A 13822-nucleotide genomic window follows, 5' to 3' on the forward strand; every position below is an offset into this window, starting at 1 on the left:
TATATATGTTGAGATTTCTGCTTCGGCGTCTGGCCCTGCTGCTGGCAGCGTTGTTTGGCATGTCGGTGCTGATTTTTCTGGCACTTCGCATATTGCCAGGCGATGTTGCCTCGGTTATGGCAGGGCTTAACGCCACTCCTGCCCGCGTTGCCAGGCTGCGTCAGGAACTGGGGCTGAATCGTTCATATCTGCAGCAATATTTCGAATGGGCGGGGAATGTCGTGCACGGCAATCTGGGCATTTCCGTGCTGACTGGCCGCGATGTCGGTGTGCAGATTGTCTCGCGCATGCAAATCACTTTTCCATTGATTCTGATTGGTTTGCTGATTGCATGCCTGATTGGCATTCCACTGGGCGCGGCTTCGATTGTGGCCCGCTCAGCACGCGTTCGCCAGAGCTTGCATCTGCTGGCCCTCACAGGCGGTGCGATTCCTGCACTGTGGGGTGCGATGCTTCTCATTCTGCTGTTTTCCAAAGGCTCCGGCCTGATTGCGCTGTTCCCGTCGCAGGGCTTTCCCGATGCAGGCTGGGCGCAAGCTGGTTCGGCCCTCGCATCGCTGATGCTGCCTGCCGTTACGGTTGGCATCATCGTGGGGTCGAGCATCATGCGATACACGCGCTCGGCACTGCAGGAAATGCTTTCATCCGAATTCGTGGACATGGGCATGGCATGCGGCATGACTCGGGTCCAGGCTGTCCTGCGCATTGGTTTGCGTGTGGTTTCGCCGCAATTGGTGTCGGTGATCGGGCTCACCTTTGCCGAAATGATAACCGGAGTGATGGTGATCGAGAACCTGTTCGCGCTGCCTGGCATCGGTTCGATGCTGGTGACGGACGTTGGCAATCGCGATTTGCTGACCGTCCAAAGCGAGCTCTTCGTGCTTGCCGCATTCTTCCTGTGCATCGGCTTTGTGGTGGATGTGCTTCATCGCGTGCTTGATCCTCGACTCAAAGGTGCCGGTCTGTTGGCAACGGCTGGGGGTGCGCAATGAATCGGAGTGATATTGGCAGGAAGCCAGGCAAACAGGTGCGATTTGCGAGCAAGCTGCGCATTGTGCTGCGCTCCATATGGCATCGGGGTGAAGGCAAGTTTGCGCTGATGGTCCTTGGCCTGTGGCTTGCAGTTGCGGCCGTTTCGCTGTTCTGGACTCCATGGTCGCTGTGGTGGACAGACGGATATCATGTGTGGCAGAAGCCGTCGCCGAGTCACATTCTCGGTACGGACGGTACGGGCGCCGATGTGCTGAGCTGGCTGATGGCGGGCTCTCGGACCAATCTGCTGATCTGTGTGCTGACGGTGCTGGTGACCGCGGTGTTTGGGCTGCTGCTCTTGGCTGCGATGCTTGCTCGCACCGCATTGTTTGCTCAAGCATCAGTCGTTGTCATCGATGCCTTGATTTCGCTGCCCACAGTGCTGATTGCCTTGATTCTGGCAGTTCCCTTCGGGCCGAGCGTTGCCGTGATCGTCGCAGCATGCGGTTTTGGATATGGTTTGAATCTTGCCCGCATCGCACGCCCGCAAGCCATGCTCGTTGCCCGTTCAGGATACGTCGAGTCGGCATTGTCAAACGGCGCGAGTGCGGCAAGCGTGTTCTCTCGGCATGTGATACCCAACATCATGCCCATCATGATGGTGCAGCTTTCGATTTCTGCGGGAACGGTTGTCTTGGCCGAATCGGGTCTTACCTACTTGGGGATCGGCGTGCAGAGTGGGGTACCGTCATGGGGTCATAGCCTGGCGACGTCGGTCACCTTCATCAACGTGTACCCGATTACAGTTGTGTGGCCAGGCTTGATCATTACTTGCGTCGTGCTCGCGCTCAATGTGTTCGGCGATGCGCTGCGCGATTGTGCGGATCCGTTGAGCAATCCCGAATTGCGTGCCGTGCGAGGGCGCGTCGAAGCCTCGAAGGGGAGTGAGGCGGAATATGTCTGACAATGTGCATGGGCAGATTCATGGCAATGCGCTTACCGTTCGTGATGTGGATGTCCGCATTGCGTCCCACCCGATTCTTGATTCAGTCTCGTTGGATGTTGCCCCGCATGAACGTGTCGGCCTGATTGGGTCGTCGGGTTCAGGAAAGTCGATGCTGGCGCGCGCGATTCTCGGTCTGCTGCCAGCGAATGCTCATGCTCAAGGTTCGATTGATCTTTTTGGAGACGAACTCATCGGTGCTTCCGAGCGCGAGATGGCCGATCTTCGCGGTCGAATCGTCAGCGTGGTCTTCCAAAATCCGGCCGTTGCGCTCAATCCGGTGATGAAGGTCGGCAAGCAGATCGAGCTGCCTTTGCGATTGCATTACGACATTCCGGCCCACGAACGGTTGCATCGAGTCCAAGCCATGCTCGACAAGGTCGGATTGCCTCACGACGTTCTCAATGTCTATCCTCACGAGTTGTCAGGTGGCCAGCAGCAGCGCGTGGCCATCGCCACTGCGCTCATCACATCGCCGCGTTTCATCATTGCCGACGAGCCGACCACGGCGCTCGATTCTATCACCCAGCTGCACATCATCGATGTGCTGGTTGAACTTGTTGATAGGGCGGGTGCTTCGCTGCTGTTCATCACGCATGATTTTGGGGTTCTGGCCCATGCCACGCAGCGCTGCTATGTGATTGACCGTGGGCGTGTGGTCGAAAGTGGGCCGACCAAGCAGCTGCTTTCCAATCCTAAGCAGTCTGTCACGCGACAATTGGCGGAATCGGCTGAAGAATTGAAATTCAATGGCCTGCGCGCTGACCTTGACGAAACGAATGGGAGTGGTGACGATGAATGATGAGCGTGTAGCGTTGTCTCACAACGATCCTGAGTCGGGTGTGCCCTTGCTGGAGTTGAGCCACGCGAGCAAGAATTACCGTGCCCACGGCTCGTGGAGCAGGCTTATGGGTGGTTCGCGAGATGACTCATCCAAATCAGGTCAGGCTGGGCGCATCGCTCTCGACGATGTTTCGGTGTCGCTCAACTCTGGCGAATGCCTTGCGATCATTGGCGAGTCAGGGTCGGGGAAGACGACCTTGACAAGAATCATGCTCGGTTTGCTCGCTCCAACCACCGGGGAGCTCCGTTATCAGGGCAGACCTGCGCCGATTGATGCTGAAGCGTGGAAACAGTTGCGCCGAGAGTCTTCGATGATCTTTCAAAACCCATATTCATCGCTCGACCCGCGCTGGACTGTTCGAAAATCGTTGAAAGAGGCTTTGTCGCTGCGATTTGGACGCAGTTTGCACGCTCCTGAGATTGAAGAGCGGTGCGTTGCCATGCTCGATGATGTCGGCCTGGATGGTCGCGTCGTTCTTGACCGATATCCAATCGACCTTTCCGGCGGGCAGGCTCAGCGTGTGGCGATAGCACGAGCCATCATCGATGAGCCAGAGATACTGCTGGCAGACGAGCCGATGAGCGCCGTCGATGTGACCGCCCGCGTCCAGATCTTGCACACCTTGCAAGAGATACGTGATTCACGCAATATTGTGCGAAACGGCGAGCGAAAGGCGCTCAGCATGATTTTCGTCTCCCACGATATCGGCATGGTGCAGCATATTGCCGACCGTATCGTGGTGCTGAAGCACGGGCGCATCATCGAACAGGGCACTTGCCGTAATCTGCTCGGCAACCCCCAGCATCCCTACACCAAGGAGCTTCTCAAGGCCGCTACGCTGTGAAAGCCAGGTGACTGCAATTCTTTCGAATCCGGTGATTGAAGAGTTCTGAATGGGATTGTTATGCTATGTTTCAGCGCTATGTGATTGACAGACACGCCGAGGTCTTGGGTGTGATACATTGTTTGTCATGACGTTTTTCTCATGTTGTTGTCGTTAACCGACGCCCTAGGCGAGCGGTTTTCGACGCATAATTTGAGATAGAACGCATTCTTTCATGTGAGTGATTCATGGTTTGCCGATTGTTTGTTGGCTGCGAATTTTTGAGAGTTTTCGAATCACGGCATTTGCGTATAAATATTGCAGAATCTATGCACGTTGGTGCATGGATGTGTGTGTGAATGTATCTCGTTACCGTTGGTGATTGCTTGTAAGGCGCAGATTGGGACATTGTCGACCGATCTAGGGTGAATACAATTTAAAAAATTTCGTACACCTAATCAAACAGATAATCATAGATTCGTATAGATAACGAGGAATTATGAGCATTGCAAACAGCATTACCGAACTCATTGGCAATACGCCGCTGGTGAGGCTGCACCATGTCACGGACGACGTACGCGCTCAGATTGCAGTGAAGGTCGAATATCTTAACCCCGGTGGCTCATCGAAGGATCGCATCGCTGAGCGCATCATCACCAAGGCAGAAGAGGAGGGGAAGCTTCTTCCTGGAGGCACGATTGTCGAGCCCACGAGCGGCAACACCGGTGTTGGCTTGGCACTGGTCGCCCAGCAGCACGGATATCACATGATTTTTGTGGTTCCAGACAAGGTCTCCGAAGACAAGCGTGCGGTGTTGCAGGCGTATGGAGCGCAAGTCGTGGTGACTCCGACGCAGGTCGAACCGAACGATCCGCGTTCGTATTATTCGGTTTCTGACAGGCTCGCCCAAGAGATACCAGGTGCGTACAAGCCCAATCAATACCAGAACATGAACGGCCCTGCCAGCCACTATCACACCACAGGCCCAGAGATTTGGGACGCAACCGATCGCAGGATCACTCATTTCGTAGCGGGAATCGGCACTGGAGGCACGATTACCGGTACGGGCAGATTCTTGAAGGATGCTTCTGGGGCTTCGGTTCAGGTGATTGGTGCCGACCCGCAGGGTTCGATATATTCCAACCCCTCAGACGTGCATCAGTACTTCATCGAAGGCGTTGGCGAAGATTTCTATCCGAAGACCTATGACCCATCGGTGGTCGATGAAGTCGTTCAGGTGAGCGATGCCGAAGCTTTCGAGATGACCAGAAGACTTGCGCGAGAAGAGGGCTTGCTGGTTGGCGGGTCTTCGGGGATGGCCGTTGTGGCGGCATTGAAGGCTGCGAGGATGCATGATCTTGGCCCGGACGATCTGATGGTCGTGCTGCTGCCGGATTCGGGACGCGGGTATCTTTCCAAGATTTTCTCGGACTCGTGGATGCGAAGCCACGGTTTCGGAGATGTGGTGGAACGAACGGCAGCGCCTCAACTGGTGCAGCAATAGAAGCCGAACGGGCTTGCAATCGGCAGAGAACAGCGTTGCAGAAGGCAATAATAGCAAGCTTCAACCGAAAACAACGGAATTTGTAAACAACGGAATTATAAGGAAAGAATCATGGCGCACAATTTTGACGATTCAGCTTTGGCAACACGAGCAATCCATGCAGGTCAGGAACCTGATGCGGCGACGGGCGCGGTCGTGCCGCCAATCTATATGACTTCCACCTTCAAGCAGGATGGCGTGGGCAAGATGCGAGGCGGATATGATTACAGCCGTTCGGTCAACCCGACCAGAGACGTGTTCGATGCCCAGTTGGCGGCGGTCGAAGGGGCACAATACGCGGTTGCGCTGTCGTCTGGGCTTGCCGCAATTGATGTGCTGCTACGGTCGACGTTGCAGCCGGGTGATTCGATTCTGTTGGGTGATGATGTGTATGGCGGAACATACAGACTCTTGAGCAAGGTATTCGTACCGTGGGGCATTCATTTGGAAGTCGTTGACGTGACTGATCTTGACGCGGTTCGCAGCAAATTGTCTGAGCGCCATTTTGCTGTGGTATGGGTGGAGACGCCCTCGAATCCTCTGCTGCGAATCACCGACATATGGGCAACTGCATCGTTGGCACATGAGTTTGGAACGAAAATCGTCGTTGACAACACCTTTGCGTCACCGGTTTTGCAGCACCCGCTTGATGACGGTGCCGACGCCGTGGTGTATTCGACGACCAAATATATCGGCGGCCATTCCGATGTGGTTGGTGGGGCGATTCTGCTCAACGACCCACAGGTCTATGAGAAAGTCACCTTCCTGCAGAACGCTGCAGGTGCCGTGCCTTCACCATTCGATTCATGGTTGACGACTCGCGGCTTGAAGACTTTGGATATGCGCGTCAAGCGGCACAGTGCGAACGCCTTGGCGCTTGCCCAGCATTTGGAAAATGCTCCGCAGATTGAACGCGTGCTCTACCCAGGTCTCGAATCCCATCCAGGGCACGACATAGCAGCCCGTCAGATGCATGGCGGCTTTGGGGGAGTGCTGTCGGTTCAGTTGAAGGATGGTTTGGAAGCGGCAAAGACCTTCGTCTCCCGTACCAAGGTCTTCACGCTTGCAGAATCGCTGGGAGGGGTTGAATCATTGATCGAGCATCCTGCCGCCATGACCCACGCCTCGGTATCTGGAACGGCGCTTCAGGTTCCCGATAATCTTGTCCGACTCTCCGTGGGCATCGAATCCGTCGACGATCTCATCGAAGACATCGACCAGGCTCTCGATCTGCGCTCCTGACATCCTGCCCCATTCTGCCCCATCCGTCTCGGCAAGTACGGTGCGGCCTTCTCAGGCATGCCCTCTCAACTGGGCCTTCTCAGGCCTGCCATGCAATGGTCGCTGCAGTGCTTGGCTGAAACTGTTGCTTGGCGTGGGACTGGAACTTGACCTGGGTCTGACTTAGAGTGAGGTGCATGGTTGATGATGGTGTTCGCGCGCAGGCTGCGCTGCATCGTTATTTCGGCTATGAATCCTTCAGAAAAGGGCAGAAGGGCGTGGTTTCGGCCATCATGGAAGGTCGCGACTCCTTGGCCGTGATGCCGACCGGAGCTGGAAAGTCAGTCTGCTATCAGATTCCATCGGTGCTGCTTCCTGGGTTGACGATCGTTATTTCGCCACTGCTTTCGCTGATGCGCGATCAGGTCGACGCCTTGGATGACGCCGGCATAGCCGCGGCGTTCCTGAATTCGACCCAGACCTTCGATGAGCAGCGTGAAGTCATGCGGGTGGCGCGAGACAGGGGATGCCACCTCCTCTATGTCGCGCCCGAACGGCTGACCGAGCCTCATTTCGTAGAGACATGCAGACATCTGGACATATCGGTCATAGCGGTGGACGAGGCTCACTGCATATCGCAGTGGGGACAGGATTTCCGCCCTGCCTATCTTGACATCGGCTCATTCATCGCCGCACTTCCCAGACGCCCGGTCGTCGCAGCCTTCACCGCGACCGCGACCGAGAAGGTGCAGGACGACATCGTTCGAATCCTGCAGCTTAGCGATCCTCTCCTCACCGTCACAGGCTTTGACAGGCCCAATCTCTTCCTGGACGTTCAACGCATGTCCAAGTCAGAGAAAGAGGCCTGGATCCTGCGCTACGTTTCAGACCATGCAGACGAATCGGGCATCATCTATTGCTCGACACGCAAGGAAACCAACGAGCTGACAGATCGATTGCAGTCCGAAGGCATTCGTGCTGCCCGATACCATGCCGGACTGACCCATCAGGAACGCCGTGAATCGCAGCACGCCTTCGTCAACGATGACATCCAGGTCGTCGTGGCTACCAATGCCTTTGGCATGGGCATCGATAAGTCGAACGTTCGATATGTGATTCACCACAACATGCCTGAAAGCATCGAGGCCTATTATCAGGAAGCGGGAAGAGCCGGGCGAGACGGCGAGATGTCACGTTGCACGCTGCTGTGGAACGAGTCGGACATCGTCCTGAGAAGACGGCTGCTTCAGTCCGGTGGCGCGAACGACCATCTCACCGAGGAAGAGGAAATGCGGGTCCAGCAGACTCGCGGCAGGCTGCTTCAGGCCATGATCGGCTATTGCCGCACCGTTTCGTGCCTTCATCGCTACATTCTTGACTATTTCGGTCAGCGCCGTGCCGGATCGGTTCAGGGGGAGCGCGCGTCTGAAGAGAAGTCTTCGAGTCCGGCTTCGTCTGGGGATGAATCCACATCCATGCAATCGGAGCAGAGCGTTTCGCCACTGCCATGCGGGCGCTGTTCGAACTGCATGAGTTCGGTGAGAAGCGACGATGTCACGAAGATCGCGCTCGCGATAGGCAGGTGTGTGAGCGCCACCAATCAGCGCTTCGGCATGACGATGATCGTGCGCATCCTGCGTGGATCACAATCCCAGCAGCTTCTGCAACTGGGGCTGGAAAGAACGCCCCTTTTCGCAGCATTGAAGGAGCAGTCCGAGGCCACGGTTCGAGATGTGCTGAACCAGATGACTATTGACGACCTGCTTGCCGTCACACCTGGCCGCATGCCCATCATCGTTTTCGGAACCGAGGCATCGAGGATGGTCGCACCCGGTTTCCACTATGAGATCAAGCATGCCGTCCGCAGAAAGAGTGCGAGGAAGACTCTTGCTCCAGGTGCTGCGATTCGTGATGAGCAGGATCGTTCCGGTGAGAATCCGATGGACGAGGATCTCTTCCAACGGCTTCGGGCGGTACGCAAGGAGATCGCCACCGAGATCGGGAAGCCGCCATATATCGTCTTTTCCGACCGTAGCCTGCGCGACATGGTTCGTCATCGTCCGACGGACAGGGATTCCATGCTTCAGGTCAACGGTGTCGGCGAGCATAAGTGGGATAGCTACGGACAGCGTTTCGCCGATGCCATCGCTGAGTTCGAGGCGCAGTGACATTTCTCGCAGAGCGTCGTATGCGGCCTCGCTCCCATGCGCTGTCGAAGCCCGCGTTAAGATTTCATAGAGTAATCCATGTTGTAGAAAGGGAGCATCATGAGTGACAAGCCCGTTGTTGAAAGTTTCCAACTCGACCATACCAAGGTGAAGGCGCCGTATGTCCGTCTCATCGATGAGGAGCAGGGACCCAATGGCGATGTGATCTCGAATTACGACCTGCGTCTTGTGCAGCCTAACGAGAATGCCATTCCGACCGCAGGACTGCACACGATCGAGCATACGATCGCCGTGCTGCTGCGCGAACGCATTCCGGGCTACATCGACTGCTCGCCGTTCGGCTGCCGTACTGGCTTCCACCTGCTGACATGGGGGCGTCACAGCACCGAGGACGTCGCCAAGGCACTCAAGGAATCGCTGTCCTTCATTGCTGACGAAGCCACCTGGGACGACGTTCCTGGAACCGAAATCACCAGCTGCGGCAACTATCGCGACCATAGCCTCTTCTCTGCGAAGCAGTGGTCAAGGGACATCGTGGACGCTGGAATCAGCTCCGACCCATATGTTCGCAAGGTAGTCTGATTTTCTCTCGATACGATTTCTAGGAGTTCCATATCGTGCAGCAAGAAGCGCCAAGCAACCGTCATGTTCGTCATGCAACGAGGGCTGATTACGATTCGATTCTGAAGATATATGCCCATGCGCGTGATGTGATGAAGCGCAATGGGAATCCTTCTCAATGGGGTGACATATATCCGCTGGCGAGTGATGTGCTGCACGATATCGAGCTCAATCGTTCGATGCTTCTGGTTGACGATGATTCTCAGAACGGGGTCGAGCGGCTCCTGGGCGTGTTCGCCATATGCAAGGGATCCGATCCGACGTATGCGAGCATCGATGGCGCCTGGCTGGATGACGATCCATACGTTGCCTTTCATCGGGTGGCATCCTCAGGGTTGGCGAGGCATACGGCCCATGACATGATCGACTGGGCCGTTCGTCACTATCGCAACGTTCGGGCGGATACGCACGAGAACAACCTTGCGATGCAGCACATCTTCGAGTCCTCAGGGTTCGCACGTTGCGGAATCATCACCCTGCCGCCACGGGAGATAGGAATCCGTGAAAGAATCGCGTTTCAAAGGCATATCTGAAGGAATGTCTGATTGAATTCGCGCGGCAAGGTGGCCGATTCGGGCGTGCATTCAAGTTTTTGGCACTTGCCCAAGTAGAAACGCCGGTTTGGGGCTTTATGCCGGTCGACGATTCAACGATTTCACGGCTTTCTACTTGGGCAAGTGCCAAAAACTTGAAAACTCGTCGCGCGTGGCAGATATTCCGTCACAGATTCGTCTCAATATGGGGTCACAATGGTTGCCATGACACTGAGTGCATCCCCGGAATGGGATTTTTCGTCGAAATCAGGCAAGTCGAACTACGATGCAGCCCGCCGTGGCTATCCGGCGCAGGCCATAGTCGATCTGGCCGCATTGAAAGGTAATATGCAGCACATCGTAGAGGTGTGCGGAGGTGCGAAATCCTCCACGGCCGTCATGGGCGTCGTCAAGGCGGATGCATATGGCCACGGTCTGATTCCAGCGGCGCTCGCCGCACTCGCAGGCGGCGCGACCTGGCTCGGCACAGCCCAGCCGCGAGAGGCTCTGCTGCTGCGAAAGGCGGGTATCGGTCCGGACCGTTGCCATGTGCTGACGTGGATGTACAGCGGTATCGAGGCGCCATTCGAGGAGCTGATCGCCAACGACATCGACATATCCGTCGGCTCGCTGGCGGGCATCGATGCGCTCGCCAAGGCCGCACGAACGGTCGGTACGCCTGCCCGCGTCCATGTCAAGGTCGATACCGGTTTCGGACGCAACGGCTTCACCCCGCAGATCTTCGACCAGGCCCTTGCGCTGCTGAAGCGGTATTCGAGCGAAGGATGTCTGCACGTGGTCGCCCAGTGGAGCCATCTTGCCGTCGCCGACATGCCGAAGGTCCCCGCATTCGTCGCGTCCACCGAAGCTCAGATCGACACCTTCAATGACTTCACCAGACGCATGGAACGGGCAGGACTGGCACCGGAGATTCGCCATCTCGCCAACACCGCAGCAACCCTGAGCCGACCAGAAATCCACTTCGAACTCGTGCGCCCGGGCATCGCGCTCTATGGCTATGAGCCGGATCCCTCAATGGGAACGCCGAAGGACTTTGGCCTCAAGCCGGCCATGACGTTGCAGGCTCAGCTTTCAACCGTCAAGGACTTGGAAGAGGGACACAGCATTTCTTATGGCAAGACATACCTGACCGAATCGGAAACCAGTTCTGCGATTCTGCCTATTGGATACGCTGATGGAGTGCATCGCTCAGCCTCGGGATTCGATCGGGAAGGCTCCATGCACGCCACTCATCTCGGCGGACCGGTGTGCATCATGACCAACGACGGGCCAAAGATCGTGCGTGTTTCAGGCCGTGTGTGCATGGACCAGTGCGTCTTGGATTTGCGCGGGAAAGCCGCTGACCTGAACGTTCATGAAGGCGATACCGTCACCGTTTTTGGACCTGGAAGGGGTGTGCGCTTCAATGAGCCCACGGCAGACGACTGGGCGCAGTCGGCGGATACCATCAGCTACGAGATCTTCACATGCCTGAGAAGTCGAATTCCTCGACTATATCTCCATGCGAACGACTCGCTGCCTGCCGATGACATCGCGAAACTGGACCCGAATTCACTACTCTAGTACGAGACAACTGCATCCTTCGGCAGAACTCTTGTAGCTGAATCCCACGCCATTCATCGGGGTTTGTGGTGATATAGAGCCATGACACAATATAAAGGTAATGAACCGAAAAGCATTGCATACACCGCCGTTGCAGATGTGACGGGTGGCCGGAATGGAAGAGGAGTCAGCACAGAGCCTGATCTGGATCTGAAGCTCGACACCCCTGTCGCGATGGGTGGCAAGGGCGAGGGAACCAATCCCGAGCAGCTCTTCGCCATCGGCTGGGGAGCCTGCTTCCAGGGCGCCCTTGGCCTTGCAGGCAAGGAGATGCGCATCGCGGGAAGCAAGCTGGCACAGTGCAAGCTGCGCTCGCACGTATCCATCGGCGATGAAGGCGAGTCCTTCGGCATCAAGGCAAAGATGGAAGTCTATCTGCCTGGCATCGACAGGGAGACCGCCGAGAAGCTCGTGGATCGCACGCAGCAGCTGTGCCCATATTCCAAGGCAACCGCTGGAAACGTCCCAACCGAGATCGTGGTTGTGGACTCGCTTGACTAATCGGTGACAGCAATTGTGACCGTATCTGAGACAAAGGTTGGGGACCCTGTAAACTTGTGATTCCACGAGTTTATGGGGTCTTTGTCATTCCGTTCCAAGTGTTCGATGGCATGAATGCACTCTGTTGAATGCACTCAGTTGAATGCACTCTGTTGAACGCGATTGGATGGATATGAAGTGACGAGTACGACGTGATAAGTGCGACGTGATAAGTGCAGAAGTTCCCATTAGCCAGCATCGCGTAGTATTTCCTGTAGATATGGTGTCAGGTCGTGGGCGCATATAACTATGTCGGGAGTGGCGATGCATGAGAACGCGAGTATTCAGGCACATACGTCGGGTGAAGACGTTCTGATCGCCGAAGGCTATGTCGCCCATGATGAGGAACGATGGGCTCCAGAGCCTCCGAAATCTCGGAGCAGAACGGCGTTCGAAAGAGATCGCGCCCGTCTCGTGCATTCATCGGCTCTCCGCAGACTCGGTGCGAAGACGCAGATTCTGGTTGCCGGAACCGACGACTTTGCACGAACACGACTCACGCACACCTTGGAAGTCGCGCAGATCGGCAGACAGATTGGCGGACTGCTGGGCTGCGATCCGGATGTCGTTGACTGCGCCTGCCTGGCTCATGATTTGGGACATCCTCCATTCGGTCATAATGGAGAGCACGCCCTTGCCGAAGTCGCTGAGTCCATCGGTGGGTTTGAAGGCAACGCACAGACGCTGAGGCTGCTGACACGCCTCGAACCGAAGATATTCCATCCAGATGGGCGCAGCGCGGGCGTGAACCTCACACGCGCCGCATTGGATGCGACGGTCAAGTATCCTTGGACTCTGGCCGAGGCCGCCCAACATCCGAAGGGGGAGCGTAGCAAGAAATTCTGCGTATACCCCGACGATGTGGACGTGTTCCGCTGGCTGAAGCAGGGCGCGCCAGTCAATGCACGCCCGATGGAATGTCAGGTCATGGATCTTGCCGACGACATTGCATACAGCGTCCATGATGTCGAGGATGCGATTGTGTCCGGCTATTTCAATCCTGTCAGTCTCGCAGATTCCAGGACAGTCGACAGCATCGTGACGATGACCCGAGAATGGTATGGACAGCAATGGAATCCCGACCAACTGGTAGAGGCTTTCACGCGATTGCGGTCTGAACGGCTCTTCCCGGCACATTTCAACGGTTCGAGGCAATCTCTGGCACAGTTGAAGAACATAACCAGCGCTCTCATAGGTCGCTTCTCCGGCTCGGTTGAGAATGCGACACGTGAACGCTTCGGCTACTCGAATCTGACCCGCTACTCCGCCTCTGTGGTCGTTCCTGATGAAACGGCATATGAAATCGTCGCTTTGAAAGGCATCTCCGTCTACTTTGTGATGGCACCTCGCGAGCACGAGCCATTCCATGCCGAGCAGCTTCGCATCGTGACCGATCTGGTCGATGTGATGATGCGTGATTCGCCGCGCCCATCGGAAGCCCTGGAAGCGGTGTTCCTCGAGGATTGGAACGAGGCCACGAACGACGACGAACGCCTCCGCGTCGCCATCGACCAGGTCGCCAGCCTTACGGACGGCTCGGCACTGGCCCTGCATTCGATTCTGTGCGATTGAGACACCGCTCTGCTTGAAGTTCGGGTCTGAAGGAATGACGCGCGGAACTTTCATGGATTTTCCGCCCAATCTGTCGGAATTTCATCCGAGTTTGCAAGTTTTTGGCACTTGTCCAAGTAGAAACGCTTGATATGCCCGTGACGGCGGTCGGTCTGATGCCGTTTTCGCGTGTTTGTACTTTGGCGAGTGCCAAAAACTTGCAAACTCGCTCTGAGCTTTCCATTTTGGCGCTGTTTCTGACATGGAACTCTTCTTCTGAGGTGGTGCTCTGCGAGGCGATTCTGCCGATGGAATACATTATGTATAATGTTGTACATTTGGTATTGATATAAATCTGTTGTCATGAGTCGGCCTTCGTA

General features: G+C 56.1%; 12 protein-coding genes. All 12 read left to right on the forward strand.

Translation table 11 applies throughout. The features are described from left to right. The first annotated feature begins 8 nt into the window (after window positions 1–8). Entirely contained in the window at window positions 9–992 is a 984-nt protein-coding gene (locus QN062_RS09610) for an ABC transporter permease (RefSeq protein WP_369342601.1), read from the forward strand. 107 nt (window positions 993–1099) lie between these two features. Further along, complete coding sequence (locus tag QN062_RS09615) at window positions 1100–1936, forward strand: ABC transporter permease (protein WP_369342602.1); 837 nt, start codon at window positions 1100–1102, stop codon at window positions 1934–1936. After that, complete coding sequence (locus QN062_RS09620; RefSeq protein WP_369341574.1) at window positions 1929–2777, forward strand: ABC transporter ATP-binding protein; 849 nt, start codon at window positions 1929–1931, stop codon at window positions 2775–2777. The genes QN062_RS09615 and QN062_RS09620 overlap by 8 nt, the downstream gene beginning before the upstream one ends. After that, on the forward strand, window positions 2770–3663 hold the full coding sequence (locus tag QN062_RS09625) for an ABC transporter ATP-binding protein (RefSeq protein ID WP_369341575.1): 894 nt from the start codon (window positions 2770–2772) through the stop codon (window positions 3661–3663). Before QN062_RS09620 ends, QN062_RS09625 begins: the two co-directional genes overlap by 8 nt. Window positions 3664–4141: 478 nt before the next feature. Next, window positions 4142–5146 (forward strand): pyridoxal-phosphate dependent enzyme, encoded by a 1005-nt coding sequence (locus QN062_RS09630; protein WP_369341576.1) that lies wholly within the window; start codon window positions 4142–4144, stop codon window positions 5144–5146. 111 nt (window positions 5147–5257) lie between these two features. After that, on the forward strand, window positions 5258–6427 hold the full coding sequence (locus QN062_RS09635) for a cystathionine gamma-synthase (protein ID WP_369341577.1): 1170 nt from the start codon (window positions 5258–5260) through the stop codon (window positions 6425–6427). A 176-nt stretch (window positions 6428–6603) separates the two neighbouring features. Then, complete coding sequence (locus QN062_RS09640) at window positions 6604–8574, forward strand: RecQ family ATP-dependent DNA helicase (protein ID WP_369341578.1); 1971 nt, start codon at window positions 6604–6606, stop codon at window positions 8572–8574. Between the two features lie 99 nt (window positions 8575–8673). After that, a complete protein-coding gene (locus QN062_RS09645) occupies window positions 8674–9156 on the forward strand; it encodes an S-ribosylhomocysteine lyase (protein WP_369341579.1) in 483 nt (160 codons plus the stop codon). 35 nt (window positions 9157–9191) lie between these two features. Then, window positions 9192–9728 carry a GNAT family N-acetyltransferase gene (locus QN062_RS09650; protein WP_369341580.1) on the forward strand — a complete coding sequence of 179 codons (537 nt, stop codon included), beginning with the start codon at window positions 9192–9194 and terminating at the stop codon, window positions 9726–9728. 225 nt (window positions 9729–9953) lie between these two features. Further along, window positions 9954–11312, forward strand: a complete 1359-nt coding sequence (alr, locus tag QN062_RS09655) for an alanine racemase (protein ID WP_369342603.1) — start codon at window positions 9954–9956, stop codon at window positions 11310–11312. Window positions 11313–11393: 81 nt separating this feature from the next. Further along, complete coding sequence (locus QN062_RS09660) at window positions 11394–11852, forward strand: Ohr family peroxiredoxin (protein WP_369341581.1); 459 nt, start codon at window positions 11394–11396, stop codon at window positions 11850–11852. Between the two features lie 303 nt (window positions 11853–12155). Further along, a complete protein-coding gene (locus QN062_RS09665; protein WP_369341582.1) occupies window positions 12156–13463 on the forward strand; it encodes a deoxyguanosinetriphosphate triphosphohydrolase in 1308 nt (435 codons plus the stop codon). Window positions 13464–13822 lie beyond the last annotated feature (359 nt).

Source organism: Bifidobacterium sp. WK012_4_13, assembly GCF_041080835.1.
Taxonomy (GTDB): domain Bacteria; phylum Actinomycetota; class Actinomycetes; order Actinomycetales; family Bifidobacteriaceae; genus Bombiscardovia; species Bombiscardovia fermentum.